This is a genomic window from Amaricoccus macauensis, assembly GCF_014201905.1.
GTDB lineage: Bacteria > Pseudomonadota > Alphaproteobacteria > Rhodobacterales > Rhodobacteraceae > Amaricoccus > Amaricoccus macauensis.
Genome location: NZ_JACHFM010000001.1, coordinates 900,499 through 922,430, shown reverse-complemented (window position 1 = coordinate 922,430; position 21,932 = coordinate 900,499). Strand labels below are relative to the sequence as shown.

18 protein-coding genes are annotated in these 21,932 nt (G+C 67.3%); 7 read left to right on the top strand and 11 right to left on the bottom strand.

Annotated elements, in window-relative coordinates; translation table 11 throughout:
* Nucleotides 1-390: 390 nt before the first annotated feature.
* The gene (gene uraH, locus HNP73_RS04455; RefSeq protein WP_184147399.1) at nucleotides 391-750 is read right to left on the bottom strand and encodes a hydroxyisourate hydrolase; all 360 of its coding nucleotides are present in this window, start codon (nucleotides 748-750) and stop codon (nucleotides 391-393) included.
* 169 nt (nucleotides 751-919) lie between these two features.
* Between uraH and puuE the strand changes: the two genes are divergently transcribed.
* Nucleotides 920-2,332: an allantoinase PuuE gene (gene puuE / locus HNP73_RS04450; RefSeq protein ID WP_184147398.1), complete on the top strand. Its 1,413-nt coding sequence runs from the start codon at nucleotides 920-922 to the stop codon at nucleotides 2,330-2,332.
* Nucleotides 2,329-3,177, top strand: a complete 849-nt coding sequence (locus tag HNP73_RS04445; protein ID WP_184147397.1) for a bifunctional allantoicase/(S)-ureidoglycine aminohydrolase — start codon at nucleotides 2,329-2,331, stop codon at nucleotides 3,175-3,177. The genes puuE and HNP73_RS04445 overlap by 4 nt, the downstream gene beginning before the upstream one ends.
* Nucleotides 3,178-3,316: 139 nt before the next feature.
* On the opposite strand, the gene HNP73_RS04440 is transcribed toward HNP73_RS04445, so the two are convergent.
* The 4 genes from HNP73_RS04440 to HNP73_RS04425 all read right to left on the bottom strand — a co-directional run bounded on the left by HNP73_RS04440 (nucleotide 3,317) and on the right by HNP73_RS04425 (nucleotide 8,434).
* Nucleotides 3,317-5,419, bottom strand: a complete 2,103-nt coding sequence (locus tag HNP73_RS04440) for a TonB-dependent siderophore receptor (protein WP_184147396.1) — start codon at nucleotides 5,417-5,419, stop codon at nucleotides 3,317-3,319.
* Nucleotides 5,420-5,590: 171 nt separating this feature from the next.
* The gene (gene choV, locus HNP73_RS04435; protein WP_184147395.1) at nucleotides 5,591-6,643 is read right to left on the bottom strand and encodes a choline ABC transporter ATP-binding protein; all 1,053 of its coding nucleotides are present in this window, start codon (nucleotides 6,641-6,643) and stop codon (nucleotides 5,591-5,593) included.
* A gap of 3 nt (nucleotides 6,644-6,646) precedes the next feature.
* Nucleotides 6,647-7,477 carry a choline ABC transporter permease subunit gene (gene choW / locus HNP73_RS04430; protein WP_184147394.1) on the bottom strand — a complete coding sequence of 277 codons (831 nt, stop codon included), beginning with the start codon at nucleotides 7,475-7,477 and terminating at the stop codon, nucleotides 6,647-6,649.
* Nucleotides 7,478-7,498: 21 nt separating this feature from the next.
* Nucleotides 7,499-8,434, bottom strand: a complete 936-nt coding sequence (locus HNP73_RS04425) for a choline ABC transporter substrate-binding protein (RefSeq protein ID WP_184147393.1) — start codon at nucleotides 8,432-8,434, stop codon at nucleotides 7,499-7,501.
* Between the two features lie 156 nt (nucleotides 8,435-8,590).
* On the opposite strand from HNP73_RS04425, the gene betI reads away from it, so the two are divergent.
* Genes betI through betA form a run of 4 tightly spaced genes read left to right on the top strand, consistent with a single transcriptional unit; the run spans nucleotide 8,591 to nucleotide 12,894 of the window.
* Entirely contained in the window at nucleotides 8,591-9,148 is a 558-nt protein-coding gene (gene betI, locus HNP73_RS04420; RefSeq protein ID WP_246399511.1) for a choline-binding transcriptional repressor BetI, read from the top strand.
* A complete protein-coding gene (gene betB, locus HNP73_RS04415; protein WP_184147391.1) occupies nucleotides 9,148-10,611 on the top strand; it encodes a betaine-aldehyde dehydrogenase in 1,464 nt (487 codons plus the stop codon). The genes betI and betB overlap by 1 nt, the downstream gene beginning before the upstream one ends.
* A gap of 13 nt (nucleotides 10,612-10,624) precedes the next feature.
* The gene (locus HNP73_RS04410; protein ID WP_184147390.1) at nucleotides 10,625-11,251 is read left to right on the top strand and encodes a glutathione S-transferase family protein; all 627 of its coding nucleotides are present in this window, start codon (nucleotides 10,625-10,627) and stop codon (nucleotides 11,249-11,251) included.
* Nucleotides 11,251-12,894 carry a choline dehydrogenase gene (betA, locus tag HNP73_RS04405; RefSeq protein WP_221288173.1) on the top strand — a complete coding sequence of 548 codons (1,644 nt, stop codon included), beginning with the start codon at nucleotides 11,251-11,253 and terminating at the stop codon, nucleotides 12,892-12,894. The genes HNP73_RS04410 and betA overlap by 1 nt, the downstream gene beginning before the upstream one ends.
* A gap of 323 nt (nucleotides 12,895-13,217) precedes the next feature.
* Here betA and dnaJ read toward each other — a convergent pair whose 3' ends face one another.
* On the bottom strand, nucleotides 13,218-14,360 hold the full coding sequence (dnaJ, locus tag HNP73_RS04400; RefSeq protein WP_184147389.1) for a molecular chaperone DnaJ: 1,143 nt from the start codon (nucleotides 14,358-14,360) through the stop codon (nucleotides 13,218-13,220).
* Between the two features lie 80 nt (nucleotides 14,361-14,440).
* Entirely contained in the window at nucleotides 14,441-16,363 is a 1,923-nt protein-coding gene (gene dnaK / locus HNP73_RS04395) for a molecular chaperone DnaK (RefSeq protein WP_184147388.1), read from the bottom strand.
* 164 nt (nucleotides 16,364-16,527) lie between these two features.
* Here dnaK and HNP73_RS04390 point away from each other — a divergent pair, with 164 nt between their 5' ends.
* Nucleotides 16,528-17,136 carry an alpha-ketoglutarate-dependent dioxygenase AlkB family protein gene (locus HNP73_RS04390; RefSeq protein WP_425486622.1) on the top strand — a complete coding sequence of 203 codons (609 nt, stop codon included), beginning with the start codon at nucleotides 16,528-16,530 and terminating at the stop codon, nucleotides 17,134-17,136.
* A 111-nt stretch (nucleotides 17,137-17,247) separates the two neighbouring features.
* Here HNP73_RS04390 and bhcD read toward each other — a convergent pair whose 3' ends face one another.
* From bhcD to bhcA, 4 genes are all read right to left on the bottom strand, one after another.
* Complete coding sequence (bhcD, locus tag HNP73_RS04385; protein ID WP_184147387.1) at nucleotides 17,248-18,219, bottom strand: iminosuccinate reductase BhcD; 972 nt, start codon at nucleotides 18,217-18,219, stop codon at nucleotides 17,248-17,250.
* 313 nt (nucleotides 18,220-18,532) lie between these two features.
* Complete coding sequence (gene bhcC / locus HNP73_RS04380; RefSeq protein WP_184147386.1) at nucleotides 18,533-19,699, bottom strand: 3-hydroxy-D-aspartate aldolase BhcC; 1,167 nt, start codon at nucleotides 19,697-19,699, stop codon at nucleotides 18,533-18,535.
* 11 nt (nucleotides 19,700-19,710) lie between these two features.
* Nucleotides 19,711-20,685, bottom strand: a complete 975-nt coding sequence (bhcB, locus tag HNP73_RS04375) for a beta-hydroxyaspartate dehydratase BhcB (RefSeq protein WP_184147385.1) — start codon at nucleotides 20,683-20,685, stop codon at nucleotides 19,711-19,713.
* A gap of 3 nt (nucleotides 20,686-20,688) precedes the next feature.
* Nucleotides 20,689-21,876 (bottom strand): L-aspartate--glyoxylate aminotransferase BhcA, encoded by a 1,188-nt coding sequence (gene bhcA, locus HNP73_RS04370; RefSeq protein ID WP_184147384.1) that lies wholly within the window; start codon nucleotides 21,874-21,876, stop codon nucleotides 20,689-20,691.
* Nucleotides 21,877-21,932 lie beyond the last annotated feature (56 nt).

The window sequence follows — 21,932 nt, the reverse complement described above, 5'->3', positions numbered from 1 at the left end:
ATCGGCTGGGCGTGCGCAGCTAAACTCGCGGCTCAGGCTATCTTGAAGCCTGACCGCTCCACTTCTTGGGATATACTGAAGTAATTAACTGTTCAGGCTAACAGGTATATGATAAGTTAGAAGTCATATATAAATGAACGTCCAAATATGACTCTCGCATGTGTGTGGAGTGATCGGGAGACATGCTTCGAGTTTAATGGCGTCAATTGCCTGGAAGAATGCGAGCGGGGCGCCGGTAGGGGGAGCCGCCAGTTTCAGGCCTTGCTTGGCCCGCACCCCGCGGGGTCGGGCGGGCCCGGTTCTGCATCACATCGGAGTGATCCGCACGCGACGAAACCGCGCACCGTGTCACGCCACCTCCCGTCGGGAGGCGGCGGGTGCGCCGGCCGGTCAGCTGCCCCGATAGGTCGAGTAGCTGTAGCCCGCAAGCAGCAGCGGCACGTGGTAGTGCTCGGCCACGTCGGCGATGCCGAAGCGGATCGGGATGAGATCGAGGAAGCGCGGGCTCTCGCCCGGGGCACCGGCGTCGTCGAGATAGCTGCCGGCGTGGAACAGGAGCTCGTAGACCCCGACCTCGAGTTCGCCCTTCGGGATCACGGGGCCGTCGGTGCGGCCGTCGGAGTTCGTCGTCACCGAGCGCACGAGAGACCACGTCTCGCCCTCAAGGCGGAAGAGGTCGATCTGCATCCCCTCCGCCGGGCACCCGCGCCCCGCATCGAGCACGTGCGTCGTCACGTATCCATCAGCCATTCTGTCCTCCGGCGTCCTGCTCAAATATCACGCCGCCGACTATCCCCGGAGCGGCCATCCGGATCCAGTCCGCTGGTCCGAAAGCACCTTCCTTGCGAATTTGAAAGCCCGGTGCGCCCGGCTGCCGTATATCCGGACCCAAGTAATCACGACGCCAGGAGGGGACTGGATGCGCTATCCGAGGAACATGCAGGGCTATGGAGGTCAGCCGCCGGCCGCGGACTGGCCGGGCGGGGCCAAGGTCGCCGTCAGCCTTGTCCTGAACTACGAAGAAGGTGGCGAGAACTGCATCCTGCATGGCGATGCGGCATCGGAGGCCTTCCTCTCGGAGGTGCCCAATGCCCAGCCCTGGCCGGGAATGCGCCACTGGAACATGGAGTCGATGTACGAGTACGGATCGCGCGCCGGCTTCTGGCGGCTGCGGGATCTCTTCGTACAGAAGAACGTTCCGATCACGGTCTACGGCGTCGCCTCGGCGCTCGCCCGCTCACCGGCGCAGGTCGCGGCGATGAAGGATGCCGGCTGGGAGATCGCCTCGCACGGGCTGCGCTGGATCGACTACCGCAATCACACCCGCGAGGCCGAGAAGGCCGACATGGTCGAGGCGATCCGCCTGCACACAGAGGTGGTCGGCGAGCCGCCCAAGGGCTGGTACACCGGGCGCACCTCGATCCACACCGTGCCCCTCGCCTGCGAGGCCGGGATCTTCGACTGGGTGGCCGACACCTACGACGACGACCTGCCGTACTGGCTGGAGTGCGAGGGCCGCGAGCAGCTCATCATCCCCTATACCCTCGAGACCAACGACATGCGGTTCTCGGCGGGCACGCTCACCACGTCGGAAGACTTCTTCACCTACCTCCGCGACACCTTCGACGTGCTCTACGCCGAGGGCGAGGCGGGCAGCCCGAAGATGATGTCGGTCGGCCTCCACTGCCGGCTCATCGGCCGCCCGGGGCGCGTCAAGGGGCTCGCTGACTTCCTCGACTACATCACCGCCCGCGAGGGTGTGTGGATCGCCAAGCGCGGGGATATCGCCAGCCACTGGGCGAACACCTTCCCGGCGCCCGGGATCACCACCCGGCCGACCACCATGGAGCGCGAGGAGTTCGTCAGCCGCTTTGGCAGCATCTACGAGCATTCGCCGTGGATCGCCGAACGGGCGTATGACTTCGAGCTCGGGCTGGCGCATGACTCCGCCGTCGGACTTGCGAACGCGCTGGCCCGCGCCTTCCGCTCGGCGTCCGAGGAAGAGCGGCTCGGCGTGCTGACCGCGCACCCCGATCTCGCGGGCAAGCTTGCGGCGGCAAAGCGTCTCACGGCGGAATCGACCGCCGAACAGGCCGGCGCCGGACTCGACGCGCTGACCGACGCCGAAAAGGCCCGGTTCACCGAGTTGAACGACGCCTATACCTCGAAGTTTGGTTTCCCGTTCATCATTGCCGTGCGCGGCCTCGACAAGACCCGCATTCTCGAAGCATTCGAAACCCGCATTGAAAACGACCGCGCCACCGAATTTGCCACAGCCTGTGCGCAGGTGGAGCGGATCGCCACCCTGCGACTGAAGGAGATGCTGCCATGAAGGACCTCGCTCCCGGCGCGGCCCAGTATTTTGCCCCGAAAGGCGGTCTGCCCGCGCAGACCGACCTTCACACCGGCCGGGCGGTGTTCACCGAGGCCTATGCCGTGATCCCGAAGGGGGTCTTTTCGGACATCGTCACGAGCTTCCTGCCGTTCTGGGACAAGACCCGGGCATGGCTGATCGCGCGTCCGCTCTCGGGCTTTGCCGAGACCTTCTCGCAGTACGTCATGGAAGTGGCGCCGGGCGGCGGCAGTGACCGGCCGGAGCCCGACGCGGGTGCGCAGGGCGTCATCTTCGTGACCGAGGGGGAGTTCGACCTGACGATCGCGGGCGAGACCCACCGGATGACCCCGGGCGGCTATGCCTACATCCCGGCCGGTACCGCGTGGAGCCTCAGGAACAATGGCAGCGAGCTGGCGCACTTCCACTGGGTCCGCAAGGCCTATGAGGCGGTCGAGGGTCTCGACAAGCCGGAGCCGATCGTCACCAACGAGCAGCTGATCGAGCCGTCGGTGATGCCCGATACCAACGGTGCATGGGCGACCACCCGCTTCGTGGATCCCAACGACCTGCGCCATGACATGCACGTCACGGTCGTGACCTTCCAGCCGGGCGGGGTCATCCCGTTCGAGGAAACCCACGTCATGGAGCACGGTCTTTACGTGCTCGAGGGCAAGGCGGTCTACAAGCTGAACCGCGATTGGGTCGAGGTCGAGGCCGGCGATTTCATGTGGCTTCGCGCCTACTGCCCGCAGGCCTGCTACGCCGGCGGCCCGGGTCGCTTCCGCTACCTGCTCTACAAGGACGTCAACCGTCACGCCAACCTTCGGCCGTTCGGGCGCTGAGCCCGCGCTGAAGATCGGCAAACCCGAAACGCGCCTGCCCCTGTCGGGTGTGGGCGCGTTCAGCGGGACCTCGGGGGGGCGAGGTCCCGCCTCAGTCATTTCCGGGGTCGGAAATCGGAGTCAGCCGGACACCAGCCGGTCAGAAATCGAAACTGACGGTGAGCTGGATCTCGCGCTCGTCGCCGATGCCGCACCCGCCTCCGGCACGGCAGATCGCATAGTATTCCTTGTCGAACAGGTTTGTGACGTTCAGCGCGCCTTCGACCGCGCCACGGCGGTAGCGGAGGGCGGCATCAACCAGCGTGTGCGCCGGCGTCTCGCGGGCGTTGGTGGAGTCGCCGTAGCTCGACCCGACGTAGCGCACGCCCGCACCCATGCTCAGCCCGTCGAGACGGCCGCTCCGGAAGGCGTAGTTCGCCCAGAGCGAGGCCTCGTGCTCAGGCACCAGCGCCGGCCGGTTGCCCTCGTCGCCGTCATTGCTCGAAGTGATTTCAGCGTCGATGTAGCTGTAGCCCGCGACGGCCGAGAAGCCGCCGGTGAGATCAACGTTGGCTTCGAGTTCGAGCCCGCGGTGGCGCACCTCGCCGCTCTGCACCCAGAAGCCGTTGTGGGCCGGATCGGTGGTCAGCACGTTGGTCTTGTCGATCTGATAGAGCGCGGCCGAGAAAAGCGCGTTGGTGTCGGCGGGGCGCCAGCGGACACCGACTTCCACCTGCTCGGCCTCGGTGGGTTTGTGAAGCTCGCCCTCGAAGTTCGAGCCGGTGTTCACCACGAAGCCGGTGGCGTAGCTCGCATAGGGTGTCACGCCATGGTCGAGATCGTAGGTGGCGCCCACGTCCCACACGAGCTTGCTGTCATCCTGGCTGACGTCATCACCCCCGAGGTGGTCGTCGAAGCGGTTCTTCACCCACGTCTGGCGCAGGCCGAAGCTCGCGAACAACCGGTCGGTCAGCGAGATCTGGTTGTGGGCATAGAGGCCGTACTGCTCGATCGTCTGCACGCCGTCGTAGTAGGCGCCCGGTTGCGGCCGGGTGACCGAGACGTCCGGGTCGATGATCGAAATCGTGTAGCTGTCATCGTAGCCGTAGGACGAGTCGGCCTTCATCCGGCTGTAGTCGATGCCGAGCAGCAGCGTGTTCGCGCGCCCGGCAACGTCGAAGTCGATCTGTGCCTGAGTGTCCACCGCGCCGGTGGTCGCGGTCTCGTTCACCGTGAAGTCGGCGTAGTTCATCTCCGTTTCGGAGATCATGCCGTTGAAATAGAACTCGCGGTAATCGGTCTCCTGCCGCGCCACGCGCGCCTGCTGGCGAACGGTGAGACCGGGCGAGAACTCGTGGCTGAAGAGGTATCCCGCCGAGGCGATGTCGGCCTTGTAGTAGCTGTCGGCGGGGTTCGTCTCCCACATCCAGCCGGGCAGCGCCCCGACGTCGGCGGGAAAGTCCTCGCCCGCCACCGGCAGGGTGAGTGCAGGCGTTGTCTTGTCCTTCTGCCAGTTGGTGAGCACGGTCAGCTCGGTCTCTGCGTCGGGACGCCATGTCAGGGCCGGAGCCACGAATTGCCGGTCGTTGGTGGAGTTCGCGAGCCCGGTCTCGCCGTCGCGGTAGAGCCCGGTCAGGCGCCACGCCAGCGCGCCGTCCTCGCCGACCGGGCCGCCGACATCGGCGCCGCCCTGCCAGGTTCCGAACGGGCCGTGGGTCACGAAGCCGCTTCGGAGCGGCTCGAAGGTCGGCCGCTTGGTGGTGGCGTTGACGATGCCGCCCGGGTCGGTTTCGCCGTAGAGCACCGCGTTCGGGCCTTTCAGCACGTCGAGGCCTTCGAGGCTGTACGGGTCCATCGCGAAGCCGGCGAAGCCGATGACCTTCTGCGGCAGGCCATCGCGATAGACGCCATAGGGGCCGATATCGAAGCCGCGGATCAGGAACTGGGCGAAGCGGTTGTCCCGGCCCCAGGGCGCAGGCACCACGCCGGGTGCATAGGCCACGACGCTTTCGAGGTTCTGCGGCCGGCGCTGAACCAGTGATTCCTGCGTGATGATCGACACCGCCTGCGGAATGCGTTCGATCGGCGTGTCGGTCTTGCTGGCGATCGCCGAGGAGAACGGCACCATGCCGTCATCGGCGGCGGCGTCGATGTTGAGGGTGGGAAGCAGCGTGCCCCCGGCCTCCGGCGCGTCCTGAGCGGTGGCGCCGGTTCCGAAGGCAAGGACCGCGGGCAATGTCGCGGTGAAGAGAAATCGGTACATGAAGGATCCCCGAAGCTGTGGCTGCCTGCCCCTGTGCTTCGGTGGGTTGCCTTCAATGGCGGCGTGCATGACGCGGTCGGCCCGCGTCAAGCGTCTGCGCAACCGTGCGGGACTATTGCGCCAGCCGTTGCCCTCGGGCCGCTCTCACCCGATGCGTGCCCGGGCAGCCCGTCACGCGGCCGTGGCCGCGCCGGGAGCGAGCAGGGCACAAACCGCCCGTGGGGTGATCCGGCCGGTGACGACTCCGTCCCGTCCGACCCAGACCGGATCGTCCGACGTGGCGAAGAGCGGCAGGGCATCGCGCAGCGAGGCATCGGGCGCGATGGTCCGGGCAGGATCGCCGGGGCCTGCGTCGGGCATCATGGCGTCGGTCGCGGTCAGCACGCTGAGCGGGTTCAGGTGTGCCACGAAGTCGGCGACGTAGCCGTTCGCGGGCTTCAGCACGATATCGTCGGGGCGCCCGCTCTGCACGATCCGCCCGCCTTCCATGATGGTGATGGTGTCGCCGAGCTTCACCGCCTCCTCGAGGTCATGCGAGACAAAGACGATGGTGCAGTGCATCTTCTCCTGAAGCTGGAGAAGCTCGTCCTGCAACCGGTTGCGGATCAGCGGATCGAGCGCGGAGAAAGGCTCGTCCATCAGCAGGATCTCGGCGTCGGTGGCAAAGGCCCGTGCGAGGCCCACCCGCTGCTGCATGCCGCCGGAAAGCTCCGAGACGCGCTTCTCGGCCCAGTCCTGCAGGTTCACCGTGGCGAGCACGTCGCGCGCCTTGGCGAGGCGGGTTTCCTTCGACACGCCCGCGAGTTCGAGGCCAAGCGCCACGTTCTCGACGACTGTGCGCCAGGGCAGGAGGCCGAACTGCTGGAACACCATGGCGACGCCGCCACGGCGAAGGTCGCGCAGCTCGCCCGGCGGGCAATTGGCCACATCCACCATGCTGCCGCCCTTGCCGCGCACCCGCACGTTGCCGCGGATCACCGGGTTCAGGCCATTGACCGCCCGCAGCAGCGTCGACTTGCCCGAGCCCGAGAGGCCCATCAGGACCGAGATCTCGCCCTTGTGCACGGTGAGCGAACAGTTGTGCACACCGAGGACCTGACCGGTCTCCTTCTGCACGTCGCCGCGGCTCTGGCCGCGATCCATCATCGGCAGGGCGATCTTGGGGTTCGACCCGAAGACGATGGAGACCCTGTCGAACTCGATCATGGCGTCGGTAACGGCCATCTTTCAGCCCTCCCTGCGGAACACGCGGTCGAGGATGATCGCAACCACGACGATGACGAGACCCGCCTCGAACCCGAGGGCGGTGTTGACGGTGTTGAGCGCGCGCACCACCGGCACGCCGAGGCCATCGGCGCCGACGAGGGCCGCGATCACCACCATCGAGAGCGACAGCATGATGGTCTGGGTGAGGCCGGCCATGATCTGCGGCATGGCCCAGGGCAGTTCGACCTTGCGCAGCAACTGCCCCGGCGTCGCGCCGAAGGCGAGGCCCGCCTCCTTCAGCTCCTTCGGCGTCGTGGTGATGCCGAGATGGGTGAGCCGGATCGGTGCGGGGATGACGAAGATCGCCGTGGCGATGAGGCCGGGCACCATGCCGATGCCGAAGAAGACGATGGCCGGGATCAGATAGACGAAGGTGGGCAGCGTCTGCATCAGGTCTAGCACCGGCCGCATCGCCGAATAGAGCCGCGGCCGGTGGGCGGCGGCGATGCCAACCGGCACGCCGATGCCCATGCAGACGATCACCGCGGAGAGCACCAGCGTCAGCGTCTCGGTCGTCTCCTCCCAGTAGCCCTGGTTCAGGATGTAGAGAAAGCCGAGCAGGACGAAGACCACCACGGTCCAGCTGCGCTGCAGGAACCACGCCAGCGCGGCGAAGAGCAGGATGATGACCCAGGCGGGTGGCGTCTGCAGGGCCCAGAGTATCGCGTCGATCAGCGCGTTGACGATGTTCGCGAGCCCGTCGAAGAACCAGGACCCGTGGTCAGTCAGCCAGTTGACCGCCAGACCGGCCCACTTGCCGACCGGAATTTTCGCCGCTTCGATCCAGTCCATGGCTGCCCCCCGTCAATTGTTTCAGTCGCCCAGCGCTGCTTTCACCGCGGCGAGGCCATCCTGTCCGTCGAACGTCGTCACGTTCTGGAGCCACGGGCCGAGCGCGTCAGGATTGGCCTTCAGCCATGCCGTTGCGGCAGCCTCGGGATCCTCGCCATCGTCGAGGATCGCGCCCATGATGGCATTCTCCATCTCGAGGGTGAAGCCGAGGTTGTTCAGGAACTGGCCGAGATTCGGGCACTCCTCGACGAGACCCTTGCGCACATTGGTGTAGACGGTGGCGCCGCCGAAGTTCGGACCGAAGAAATCGTCGCCGCCGGTCAGGTACACCATGTCGATGTTCTTGTTCATCGGGTGCGGTTCCCAGCCGAGGAACACGATGCCCTTGCCGGATTTCTGAGCGCGCTTCGCCTCGGCGAGCATCGCCTGCTCGGAGGACTCCACGAGCTCGAACTTGCCGAGGCCGAAGGCGTCCTTCGAGATCATGTCGAGGATCTGGCGGTTGCCGTCATTGCCGGCCTCGATGCCGTAGATCTTCGAATCGAGCTGGTCGGCGAACTTCGCGATGTCGGAGAAATCCTTGAGGCCCTCGTCGGCGAGGCTCCGGTTGACCGCGAGCGTATACTTCGCGCCCTCGAGGTTCGGCCGGAGCACGATCACCGTGCCGTTGTCGCGGTGCGGCGCGAGGTCGCCGTCCATCGTCGGCATCCAGTTGCCGAGGAAGACGTCGATGTCGCCCTTGCCGAGGCCGGTGTAGGTGACGGGAACCGAGAGCAGGCTGGTATGCGGCGCGTAGCCGAGCGCCTTCAGGACGACCGATGCCGTCGCCGTCGTCGCGGTGATGTCGGTCCAGCCGACATCGGCGAAATGCACGTCCTTGCAGGATTCCGGTTCTGCGGCCATCGCAGGCGCCGCAAGAGCGGCCGTGAGCAGGGCCGCAGTGAGCAGGCGTTTCATCCAGGCCTCCCGTGTTGTTCTATCGGAGACTGCAGTGGTCTCCGGCGTCTTGTTGACGACACTCGAATGCGTTGACGCATGCAAGCAAAACTCATATTGATTGATCAGTCAATCAATTTTGGCGGGCGTGCAGAAATGGCGAGCGGAACGGCGGAGATGCGGCGAAAGGCCCTGATCGGCGCGGCGCTGCGCGAGATATCCGATCGGGGCTCTCTCGACGTGACGGTGGCGCAGATCGCAGAGCGCGCAGGCGTGTCGGCGGCGCTGGCGCATCACTACTTCGGTGGCAAGGACGGGCTGATCCACGCGACGATGCGCCACCTGCTCGTGGAGTTCCGCGAGGTGGTGGCCGACGGCCTGCGCCGGGCCGCGACGCCGCGCGAGCGGATCGACGCGGTGCTGCGCGGCAGTTTCGGGCCGGAGCAGTTCCATCGGGCGACGGTGAGCGCCTGGCTCACCTTCTACGCCCTCGCCCAGAGTTCGCAGCCAGCGGCGCGGCTCCTCCGGATCTATCACCGGCGCCTGCATTCGAACCTTGTCCAGGCGCTGCGCCAGCTGGTGCCGGCGGCCGATGCCGAGCGGATCGCCGAGAACCTCGGGGCCTTCATCGACGGGGTCTATCTGCGCGGCGCGCTGCGGGGACAGGTCGTCTCGCGGACCGCGATTTCCGCCGTCGAGGACTACCTCGACCTCGAGCTTGCAGGGAGAAAGTGATGCGGGCGCAGCCAAAAGCTTCGCACTGGATCGGCGGGCAGCCGTTCGAGGATACGGCCGGCGAGGCGATCGAGGTCATCTATCCGGCCACCGGCGAGCCGATCGCCGCCGTGCATGAGGCGACCCCGGCAGTGGTTGACGCGGCGATCGCGGCGGCGGGCGAGGGCTTCGCCCGCTGGCGCACGACGCCGCCGGCCGCGCGCGCTCGGGTGATGCGCCGGGCGGCCGATCTCATCCGCGAGCGCAATCGCGCGCTCTCCGAGCTCGAAACCCTCGACACCGGCAAGCCGCTCTCCGAGACGCTGGTCGCGGACTGGGCGTCGGGTGCCGATGCGCTCGAATGGTTCGCCGGGCTGGCGGCGGGCATCGGCGGCGAAACCGCCGATTTCGGCGGGGATTTCGTCTACACCCGGCGCGAGCCGCTGGGCGTCTGCTTCGGCATCGGCGCGTGGAACTATCCGAGCCAGATCGCCTGCTGGAAGGCTGCCCCGGCGCTCGCCTGCGGCAACGCGCTGATCTTCAAGCCGTCGGAGATGACTCCGCTCGGCGCCCTGAAGCTCGGGGAGATCTTCGCCGAGGCGGGGTTGCCAGACGGGGTCTTCAACGTGGTGCAGGGCCGGGGCAGCGTCGGCGCGGCGTTCGCCCGCCATCCCGACGTCGCCAAGATTTCGCTCACCGGCTCGGTGCCCACCGGGCGCCGGGTCTACGAGAGCGCCGCCGCCGGGTTGAAGCCGGTGACGCTCGAGCTTGGCGGCAAGTCGCCGCTGCTCGTCTTCGATGACGCCGACCTCGACAGCGCCGTGGGCGGGGCGATGCTCGGCAACTTCTATTCCGCCGGTCAGGTCTGCTCGAACGCCACGCGCGTCTTCGTCCAGCGCGGCGTCTATGACGCCTTCCTCACGCGGGTCGCCGAGCGGGCCGAACGCATCGTGCTTGGCGATCCGTTCGACGAGGGCGTGACCATGGGTCCGCTCATCTCCCCACGGCAGGGCGAGAAGGTCATGGGCTTCATCGCCACCGGCCGCGCCGAGGGCGCGCGCCTTGTCACCGGCGGCGAGCAGGCGCGGGTGCAGGGCTTCGAGGGCGGCTTCTTCGTCCAGCCCACGGTCTTCGCCGACGTGACCGACAGCATGACGATCGCCCGCGAGGAAATCTTCGGGCCGGTGATGAGCGTCCTCGCCTTCGACGACGAGGCCGAGGCGGTCGCCCGCGCCAACGCGACGCCCTACGGCCTCGCGGCGGGCGTCTTTACCCGTGACCTCGCACGCGGGCACCGGGTGGTGGGGGCGCTCGAAGCCGGGACCACGTGGATCAACGCCTACAACCTCACGCCGGTCGAGGCGCCGTTCGGCGGGGTGAAGGCGAGCGGCATCGGCCGGGAGAACGGCCGCGCCGCGCTCGATCACTGGAGCCGGGTGAAGTCGGTCTACGTGGCGACCGGCCCCGTCGAGGCGCCGTTCTGAAGGAGGCGAAGACATGATCACCGTTTACGGCCGGGCCAGCTCGATGAACGTGCAGGCCGTCATGTGGGGCGCCGCCGAGCTCGGGATCGCGGTCGACCGGGTGGACGCGGGCTTCGGCTTCGGCGGCACCGACACGCCGGACTACCGGGCGATGAACCCGAACGGACTGGTGCCGGCTTTCCGCGACGAGCACGTGACGATGTTCGAGAGCGCGGCGATCCTGCGCTACCTCGCGGCGCGTTACGGGCACGCGCCGTTCTGGCCCGAGGATCCGATCGCCCGCGCCCCGGTCGACACCTGGGCCGAGTGGGGCAAGACCACGCTTCAGGCGAACTTCCTTGCGGCGATCTTCCATCCGGCGCTGCGCGGCCTGCCGATCGACGAGAAGGGCGGAGCGCTCTTCGAGACGCACCTCGACATCCTCGAGGCGAAGCTTGGCGCGGGGCCGTGGGTGCTCGGCGCGGACTTCACCTTTGCCGACATCGAGGCGGGCCTTTCGCTCTACCGCTACTACACGCTCGACATCGAACGGCGGGAGCGCCCGACCCTTGCCGCCTACTACGACCGGCTCACCGCCCGCCCGGCCTATGCCGGGCACGTCATGATCGACTACAGCGCCCTCCGCGCGATGGGGCGGTAATGGAAGCGGACTACGTCATCATCGGCTCCGGCTCTGCCGGCGCGGCGATCGCCTATCGGCTGGGCGAGGCGGGGCATTCGGTGCTCGTCATCGAGTATGGCGGCACCGACTGGGGGCCGTTCATCCAGATGCCGGCGGCACTCTCCTACCCGATGAACATGGCGCGCTACGACTGGGGCTTTCACTCCGAGCCCGAGCCGCATCTCGGCGGGCGGACGCTGGTCACGCCGCGCGGCAAGGTGCTTGGCGGCTCATCCTCGATCAACGGCATGGTCTACGTGCGCGGCCATCCCCGCGACTTCGACACCTGGGCCGAGATGGGCGCCGAGGGCTGGTCCTTCGCCGACGTGCTGCCCTACTTCATCCGGCAGGAAAACTGGCACGGCGGCCACTCGGTCTGGCGTGGCGATTCGGGGCCGCTCCACGTCACCCGCGGGCCACGGCGCAATCCGCTCTACCACAGCTTCGTCGAGGCCGGCGCCCAGGCGGGGTTCGAACTCACCTTCGACTACAACGGCCAGAAGCAGGAAGGCTTTGGCCCGATGGAGCAGACCGTCTGGCGCGGCCGGCGCTGGTCGGTCGCGAACGCCTACCTGCGGCCCGCGCTCCGCCGCGGCAACGTGCGGGTGATCAGCGGCCTTGCGACCCGGGTGGTGATCGAGGCGGGCCGCGCCCGCGGCGTCGAGGTCCGCCAGGGCGAGAACACCCGAGTGATCGCTGCCCGGCGCGAGGTGATCGTCTCGGCGTCCTCGATCAACTCGCCGAAGCTTCTCATGCTGTCCGGCATCGGCCCGGCCGCGCATCTCGCCGAGCACGGGATCGAGGTCATCGCCGACCGCCCGGGCGTTGGCGCCAACCTGCAGGACCATCTGGAGATGTACTTCCAGCTTCGGAGCCTGAAGCCGGTGACGCTCTACAGCGTCTACAACTACCCCGGCATGGCGCGAATCGGTGCGCAATGGCTGCTGGCGAAGATGGGACTTGGCACCTCCAACCAGTTCGAGTCGGCGGCCTTCGTCCGCTCGCGTCCGGGGGTCGAGTATCCCGATATCCAGTATCACTTCCTGCCGCTCGCGGTCAGCTATGACGGCAAATCGGCGGTGAAGGGCCATGGCTTCCAGGCCCACGTCGGCCCGATGCGCTCGCCCTCGCGCGGCACGGTGCGGCTGAAGAGCGCCAACCCGGCCGAGGCACCGGCGATCCGCTTCAACTACATGGAGAGCGAACAGGACTGGATCGACTTCCGCCATTGCATCCGCCTCACCCGGCAGATCTTCGCACAATCCGCATTCGCGCCCTACGCCGGTGACGAGATCCAGCCCGGAGCCGCGCTCCAGACCGACGACGAACTCGACGGCTTCCTGCGTGAGCACGTGGAAAGCGCCTACCACCCCTGCGGCACGGCGCGGCTCGGCCGACGGGACGATCCCATGGCGGTGGTCGACCCCGAGTGCCGGGTGATCGGCGTCGAAGGGCTCCGCGTCGCCGACAGCTCGATCTTCCCGCGCATCACCAACGGCAACCTCAACGCGCCGTCGATCATGGTGGGCGAAAAGGCCGCCGACCACATCCTCGGCACGCGGCTGCCACCGTCCAGCCTCGAGCCGTGGATCAATCCGCGCTGGCGGGAGACGGACCGGTAGGCGCGGAGCAGGTCGCGGGGGGAAGGAAAGCTTCGGCTGGAGTGCAGGCCGAGCCGGTGGAGAGCGACGGATTTGGCAGGTGACAAATCCGTCCGCGCACGCCCCTGCGGGGGGCGGGCGCGTTTCCGCGCCCACCCGGGCCGCGCGCGGACGGATGGCTCGCTGCCGGAGAAATCTGCGCGCTTGCCGGGCCTCCGCGCGTCCCGCGCTCCAGCCCGCGGCCCGGCCGAGGCAGTGCCTCGGCTTGTCGGGCCGGGAGCCGCTGCCGCGGGTCGGAAACAACACTGGAAGGGCCGCTGCCGTCGCCACCAGCGCGTCGGGCCTCAGCCCTTCATGCCGTCCCAGAAACCCTTCACGCGGCTGAAGAAATCCTGCGCCTCCGGGCTGTTCTCGCGGCTCTCCTGCTCGAACTCGCGCAGGAGCTCCTTCTGGCGCGCCGTGAGGTTCACCGGCGTCTCGACGGCAAGCTCGATGTAGAGATCGCCCGCCCCGGTGCCGCGCAGCGGCGGCATGCCCTTGCCGCGCAGGCGCAGCTGCTTGCCGGACTGCACGCCGGAGGGCACCTTCACCCGGGTCTTGCCGCCGTCGAGGGTCGGCGCGTCGATCTCGCCGCCGAGTGTCGCCGTCGTCATGGCGAGCGGGATGCGGCAGTAGAGATCCTGATTCTCGCGCTCGAAGATCGGGTGCCGCTCCACCTCGACGAAGATGTAGAGATCGCCCGCCGGACCACCGCGCAGGCCGGCCTCGCCCTCGCTCGCAAGGCGAATGCGCGTGCCGGTCTCGACGCCCGCGGGGATGTTGACGTTGAGCGTGCGCTCGCGCGCCACCCGGCCGGCACCGTTGCACGACGCACAGGGGTTCTTGATGATCTGGCCGCGTCCGGCGCAGGTCGGGCAGGTGCGCTCGACCGTGAAGAAGCCCTGCTGGGCGCGCACCTTGCCCATGCCCGAGCAGGTCGGGCAGGTGGCGGGCACCGCACCGCCCTCCGCACCGGTGCCGTCGCACACGTCGCAGACCGCGGAAGAGGGGACGGAGATCGTCGCCTGCTTGCCATGAAACGCTTCTTCAAGCGTCATCGAGAGATTGTAGCGCAGATCAGACCCGCGCTGGCTGCGCGAACGGGTGCGCTGGGCGGCGGCGCCCATGCCGAAGAGATCTTCGAAGATGTCGCTGAAGGCCGAGGAGAAATCCGCCCCGCCGGGGCGGAAGCCGCCGGCCCCCGCGCTCGCGCCGTGGCCGTTCTCGAAGGCGGCGTGGCCGAAGCGGTCGTAAGCGGCCTTCTTCTGATCGTCCTTCAGGACGTCGTAGGCCTCGTTCACTTCCTTGAAGCGGGCCTCGCTCTTGGGGTCGTGGCGATTGCGATCGGGATGGTGCTCCATCGCCTGCTTCTTGAAGGCCTTGCGGATGGCATCGGACGAGGCGCCCTTTTCGACGCCGAGCACATCATAGTAGTCGCGTTTCGCCATATGAAAGCGGTTCCCTTGAAACGGACAAATGGCCCCCCCGGTCTCCAGGAGGGCCATCCGTCGTCCGTCACATTACTCGATCAGGACTTCTTGTTGCTGTTGTTGTCGCCGAGATCCTCGAAGTCGGCGTCAACCACATCATCGTCCGACGCGGGACCGGAGGGGCCGCCCTCGGCCTCGCCCGACTGCTCGGCAGCCTGCGCCTTGTAGATCGCCTCGCCGAGCTTCATCGCGGCCTCGGTCAGGTCCTGGCTGCGGGCGCGGATCTTCTCCGCATCCTCGCCCTCCATGGCCTCCTTCAGCACCTTGATCGACAGCTCGATCGCCTCGACCGTGGTCGGATCGACCAGCTTGCCGTGCTCGGCCACCGACTTCTCGGTACCGTGGATCAGGCTCTCGGCCTGGTTCTTCGCCTCGACCAGCTCGCGGCGCGACTTGTCGGCGTCGGCGTTCTCCTCGGCTTCCTTCACCATCTTCTCGATGTCGGCGTCCGAAAGGCCGCCCGAGGCCTGAATGGTGATCTTCTGCTCGCGGTTGGTGCCCTTGTCCTTGGCGCTGACCGAGACGATGCCGTTCGCGTCGATGTCGAAGGTCACCTCGATCTGCGGCACGCCACGCGGTGCCGGCGGGATCTGCTCGAGGTTGAACTGGCCGAGCATCTTGTTGTCGGCCGCCATCTCGCGCTCGCCCTGGAAGACCCGGATCGTCACCGCGTTCTGGTTGTCCTCGGCGGTGGAGAAGATCTGACTCTTCTTGGTCGGGATCGTGGTGTTGCGGTCGATCAGCCGGGTGAACACACCGCCAAGCGTCTCGATGCCGAGCGAGAGCGGGGTCACGTCGAGCAGGACCACGTCCTTCACGTCGCCCTGAAGCACACCGGCCTGGATCGCCGCGCCGAGCGCCACGACCTCATCGGGGTTCACGCCCTTGTGCGGCTCCTTGCCGAAGAACTTCTGAACCTCTTCCATGACCTTCGGCATACGGGTCTGGCCGCCGACGAGGACGACCTCGTCGATCTCGGTCTTGGAGACGCCGGCATCCTTCAGCGCCTGCTGGCAGGGCTTCAGGGTGCGCGCGATCAGGTCGGAGACGAGGCTCTCGAGCTTCGCCCGGGTCAGCTTCAGCACGAGGTGCAGCGGCTGATGGGTCTTCGGATCCATCGAGATGAACGGCTGGTTGATCTCGGTCTGGGTCGACGACGAAAGCTCGATCTTGGCCTTCTCGGCGGCTTCCTTCAGCCGCTGCAGCGCCATCTTGTCCTTGGTGAGATCGACGCCGTGCTCTTTCTTGAACTCGTCCGCGAGGTACTGGACGATCCGGATGTCGAAGTCCTCACCACCGAGGAAGGTGTCGCCGTTGGTGGACTTCACCTCGAAGAGGCCGTCGTCGATCTCGAGGATCGAGATGTCGAACGTGCCGCCGCCGAGGTCATAGACCGCGATGGTCTTGGTGCCGGTCTTCTCGAGGCCGTAGGCGAGCGCCGCCGCGGTCGGCTCGTTGATGATGCGCAGCACCTCGAGACCGGCGATCTTGCCGGCGTCCTTGGTTGCCTGGCGCTGGGCGTCGTTGAAGTACGCGGGGACCGTGATGACGGCCTGCGTCACCTTCTCGCCGAGATAACCCTCGGCGGTTTCCTTCATCTTCTGCAGGATGAAGGCGGAAATCTGGCTCGGAGAATACTTCTCGCCCTTGACCTCGACCCAGGCATCGCCATTCGGCCCGGGGACGATCTTGTAGGGCACCATCTCCTTGTCCTTGGCGACGGTCGGGTCGTCGTAACGACGGCCGATGAGACGCTTCACGGCAAAGAGGGTATTTTCGGAGTTGGTCACGGCCTGACGCTTGGCGGCCTGGCCGACGAGACGCTCATCGTCGGTAAACGCGACGACGGACGGCGTCGTGCGGGCACCCTCGGAGTTCTCGATCACGCGGGCCTGCGACCCGTCCATGATGGCGACGCAGGAGTTGGTGGTGCCGAGGTCGATGCCGATGACTTTAGACATGCATTGGTCCTTTCGAGCGGCGATTTGACTGGCAGGTCCCGAAGAGAGGCCCCCGCCGTGGATCCCTGTCCGGACGGCGGAGACTGCCGGTCCGGGGCTGGCAGGCTATATAGGTTTGCAGACGAAGGCCTGCAAGCTCGCGCCCGGGCGTCAAGTGGGGGAAAATTGTGCAGACGGTGCTCGATGTCGGCGGATTCGATGTCCGCAAGGGCTGGCTTTCGCCATCGGCGCAGGCAGTGATGGCGTCCGATGTGGCAGCCGTGGTGGCGGCAGCGCCGTTCTTCGCGCCGATGACGCCGTGGGGCAAGCCGATGAGCGTGCGCATGACCTCGGCAGGGAAATACGGCTGGTTCACCGACCGCAGGGGCTATCGCTACGTGGAGCGGCATCCCTCCGGGAGCCCGTGGCCGCCAATCCCGGCGAGCGTGCTCGACGTCTGGCGGGCGCTGGTCTCGACCGAACGGCTGCCCGACTGCTGCCTCGTCAACTGGTACGGCGGGACGGCGCGGATGGGAATGCACCGGGACGCGGACGAGACCGATTTCGGCTGGCCGGTGCTCTCGATCAGCCTCGGCGACCCGGCGGTGTTTCGCGTGGGCGGGCTGGCGCGATCGGATCCGAGTCGGACGATCGTGCTCGAAAGCGGCGACGTGGTGACGTTTGGCGGGCCGGCGCGCCTCGCCTATCACGGCATCGACCGGATCCGCGCCGGTGGCAGCCGGGTGTGGCCGGACGGCGGGCGGGTGAACCTCACCCTCCGGGTCGTGGACTGAGCGGGACGCGGGGAACGAATCCGGGCCGGCCGTTACCGACCGGCCCGGAAGCCCGGGCGCCGAGGTCGGCGGACCTCGACGCTTCGGGATGGAGATTCAGGATACTGCCGCTCAGACCTCGACTTCGATCGCCTTGCCGGCGGTCTTGGCGAGCTCGACGACCTTCGCCGCGACCGCGAGATCCTGCAGGCCGACGCCGGTGCCGTCGAAGAGGGTGATCTCTTCCGCCGACGAGCGGCCCGGGTGCGTGCCGTTGATCACGGCGCCGATCGGGTTGATCGCGGCTTCGGTGATCAGCCCCTCGGCGATGGCGTGCTGCGCCTCACCGATGGTGACGGACTGGGCGACTTCGTCGGTAAAGACCGTGGCCCGCGCGAGAAGGGCCGCCTCGACCTCCTGCTTGCCCTTGGTGTCGGTGCCCATGCAGGCGATGTGCGTGCCTGGCTTCACCTGCGCGGCCTTCAGGATCGGGGCAAAGGACGAGGTGATCGACACGATCACGTCGGCTTCCTGTCCGAGCCGGTCGAGATCGACCTCCTCGAACGGCAGGCCGGCCTCTTTCGCCACGTCGGCGAGGCGCGCCAGCATCTCCGGGTGCAGGTTCCAGCCGATCACACGCTCGAACGCGCGCTGGCGCAGCGCGGCGCGGAGCTGGAACGCGGCCTGGTGGCCGGCACCGATCATGCCGAGGACCTTCGAGTCGGCCCGGGCAAGGTGCTTGATCGAGACCGCGGACGAGGCGGCGGTGCGCGCGGCGGTCAGGTAGTTGCCGCCGATCATCGCGGTCGGGCGCCCGGTCGCCGGGTCGAAGAGGTAGACCGTCGACTGGTGGTTGGTGATGTTGCGGCGCTCGAGGTTATGCGGCCAGTAGCCGCCGGCCTTGAGCCCGAGGGTCTCGCCGGCGCGGTCGTAGCCGCCCTTGAAGCCGTAAAGCGCCTCTTCGGCGCCGCCGAGAGCCTCGCGGACCACGGGAAAGTTCTCGGCATCGCCGCGCGCCATGGCGGCAAAGACCTGCTCCACCGGCTCGAAGGCATCCTCGAGCGAGAGGAGCGCGGGGCAAGCGGCTTCGGGGACGATGATCAAGTGGGCGTTCCTTCCTGAAGGGTACCGGTCTCGGGGGACATCGAGCCCCCGCTCCGCCGGTCGGTGTGCCGCTCCCGCTGGCGGGAGGGCCGAGAATCGAGAATGCGGGACGCGGCCGTTGCCGCGATCAGGAGCGCGCAGAATGCGCGCATCGTTCTATTGCGGGTTTTCCGGCTGTTGCCGGAAAACGACTGCTCTCCAGGTTTCAAGGCCGTATGAAGACCCCGGGCGGGAAAGGGCCCCGACGTGGAGAGCCCTTCCCGTGCCGGGGCGCGCGTGTTCGCGCGCACGCGCCCCGATGGAGATCAGGAGATCAGTAGGCCTTGCCGCGGGCCGAGACCGGCCAGAGGGTCTCGACCTTGCCGTCGCGCACGCCCACGTACCAGTCATGGACGTTGCAGGTCGGGTCGCAGTGGCCCGGGACCAGCTTCAGCTTCTCGTTCACCTTCAGGACGCCGCCCTTGTCCTCGACGACGCCGTGCTCGTCGGAGCACTTGATGTACTTCACGTCGTCGCGGCCGAAGATGAAGGGCAGGCCGGAGTCGACCGACTGCGCCTTGAGGCCGGCATCGACCACCGCGAGCTGCGGCTTGGCGTGGCTCATGACGCTCGTGAGCAGGAAGAGCGCGTTCTCCCACTCGCCGGCGTCGATGCGCTTGCCGTCCTTGTCATGAATGCGGCCGTAGTCCGCGTCCATGAAGGCGTAGCTGCCGCACTGGAGCTCGTTGTAGACGCCCGAGTTCGACTCGAAGTAGTAGCTGCCGGTGCCGCCGCCCGAGACGAGCTCGGTCTTCAGGCCTTCCTTCTCCAGCGCGTCGACCGCGTCCTTCACCTGGGCGATGGCCGCGTCGAGCTTCGCCTTGCGCGCCTCGTAGTCGTCCATGTGCTGCATGGCGCCCTGGTAGGCCTGGATGCCGGTGTACTTCAGGCCCGGCGCGGCATCGATCGCCTTGGCGATCTCGACCACCGCCTCGGTCGTCGTGACGCCGCAGCGCCCGGCGCCGCAGTCGATCTCGACGAAGCATTCGATGGTCGTGCCGTGCTTCTGCGCGGCGGCCGAGAGATCGGCGACGTTCGCCACATCGTCGACGCAGACGATGATCTTGCCGCCGGAGATCTTCGGCAGGCGGGCGAGGCGGTCGATCTTCGCCGGCTCACGCACCTGGTTCGACACGAGGATGTCCTGAATGCCGGCGCGGGCGAAGACCTCGGCCTCGCTGACCTTCTGGCAGCACACGCCGATCGCCCCGCCGAGCTCCATCTGGAGCTTCAGCACGTCGACGGACTTGTGCATCTTGCCGTGGGCGCGGTGCCGCATGCCGTGGGCCTTGGCGTAGTCCCCCATCTTCTTCACGTTGCGCTCGAGCGCGTCGAGATCGAGGATGAGGCAGGGCGTCTGGATGTCCTCGTAGGCCATGCCGATCGAGGCGGGGATGTCGAAGCCGACTTCCAGGCCGTCGATGGATTCCTGTTTGGTCATGGTGTCTCCCCTCACTTGTTCCAGGGCAGCTTGTCGAGGTCGACATTGCCGCCGGTGATGACGACGCCGACACGCTTGCCGGCGAATACGTCGCGGTTCTTCAGGATGGTGGCGAGCGGCACGGCCGAGCTCGGCTCCATCACGATCTTCATGCGCTTCCAGATGAGCTTCATCGCCTCGATGATCTCTTCGTCGGAGGCGGTGAGCACGTCCGTCACGTAGCGCGAGACGAAGTGCCAGGTCCGCTCCTTCAGCGGCACGAGCAGGCCGTCGGCGATCGTCTTGGGCGCGTCGTAGGCGATGATCTTGCCCTGCTTGAACGACTGGTAGGCGTCGTCAGCCTGCTCCGGCTCGGCAGCGTAGATCTTCGTCTCCGGCGAGATGTTCGACAGCGTGAGGCAGGTGCCGGAGATCATGCCGCCGCCGCCGATCGGGGCGACGATGGCGTCGAGGGGTCCGAGGTCCTCGATGATCTCCTTGGCGCAGGTGCCCTGGCCAGCGATGACGCGCTCGTCGTTGTAGGGGTGGACGAAGTCCGCCCCCGTCTCAGCCTGAATGCGGGCGAAGGTCTCCTCGCGCGAGCTGGTGGAGGGCTCGCACTCGGTGATGATGCCGCCGTAACCACGGACGGCATCCTTCTTCACCTGCGGCGCGGTCCGCGGCATCACCACATGGCAGGGGATGCCGCGACGGCCGGCCGCGTAGGAGAGCGACAGCGCGTGGTTGCCCGACGAGTGGGTGGCCACGCCCTTCTTCGCCTTCTCCTCCGACAGCCCGAAGACCGCGTTGGAGGCACCCCGAACCTTGAAGGCGCCGGCCTTCTGGAGGTTCTCGCACTTGAAGAAGAGCTCCGCACCGGAAAGCTCGTTCAGCAGGCGCGAGGTCAGGATCGGCGTGCGGTGGATGTAGGGTTTCACCCGCTCGTGCGCCGCGAGCACGTCGTCATACGTCGGAATGTAGAGATTCTCGGCGGTGTCGACGGTCATGGATCACGCTGCCTTCTGCATCGCGGCGGCGGTGTCGCGATAGTAGTCCTGCGCTGCCGCGACGCCGCTGCCAAGGGTGATCGGGAAGCCGAGGTCGGCCATGGTCATCTCGGCCGCCGCGAGGCCCGAGAGCGCCATGACGTCGGTCAGCGAGCCGAGGTGGCCGATGCGGAACACCTTGCCGGCGACCTCACCGAGGCCGACGCCGAAGGCGACGCCATACTTGTCCGCCGCATGGGTGACGACCTTGGTGCCGTCGAAGCCCTCGGGGACGACGATCGCGGAAACCGTGTCGGAGTAGAGGTCGGGCGACTGGGCGCAGAGCTTCATGCCCCAGGCGGCGACGGCGCGGCGGATGCCTTCGGCGATGCGGTGGTGACGGGCGAAGACGTTTTCGAGGCCCTCTTCCTTCAGCATATCGAGCGAGGTCGAGAGACCGAAGAGCAGCTGCACCGGGGGCGTGTAGGGGTAGCCGCCCTTGGCGTTCGCGCCGAGCATGTCGCGGACGTCGAGGAACGCGCGGTGGCCCTTCGCGGTCTCCATCGCCTTCATCGCCTTCGGCGAGAAGCCGATGATGGCGAGGCCGGCCGGGAGCATGAAGCCCTTCTGACTGCCGGTGACGGCGGCGTCGACGCCCCACTCGGAGAAGCGGAAGTCCATCGAGGCGATCGACGAGACGCCGTCGACGAAGAGCATCGCCGGGTGGTTGGCGGCGTCGAGGGCACGGCGGACGGCGGCGATGTCGGAACGGACGCCGGTCGCGGTCTCGTTGTGGGTGACGAGGACGGCCTTGATCTTGTGGTCCGTGTCGGCCTTCAGGGCTTCCTCGAACTTGTCGGCCGGCGCACCCGAACCCCACGGCGCCTCGATCACCTGCATGTCGAGCCCGTGACGGGTGCAGAGGTCGATCCAGCGATGCGAGAACATGCCATGGCGGGCGGCGAGAACGCGGTCACCGGGCGACAGGACGTTGGTGACGGCGGCTTCCCAGCCGGCGGTGCCGGTGGCGGGGAAGAAAGCGACTTCGCCGTCCTGCATCTTGAGCACGTCCTTCACGCCCTGGAACAGCGGCTTGAAGAGCTTGGTGAAGCTGGCGGAGCGGTGGTCGATCGTCGGCACATTGACCGCCGCGCGCAGCCGCTCGGGGATGTTGGTCGGGCCGGGGATGAAAACCGGGTTCTGGGTGGACATTGGCGCTTCCTCCGTTTGTGTCGAGATAGGATCTACCAGCGGGCTGGCGAATCAGC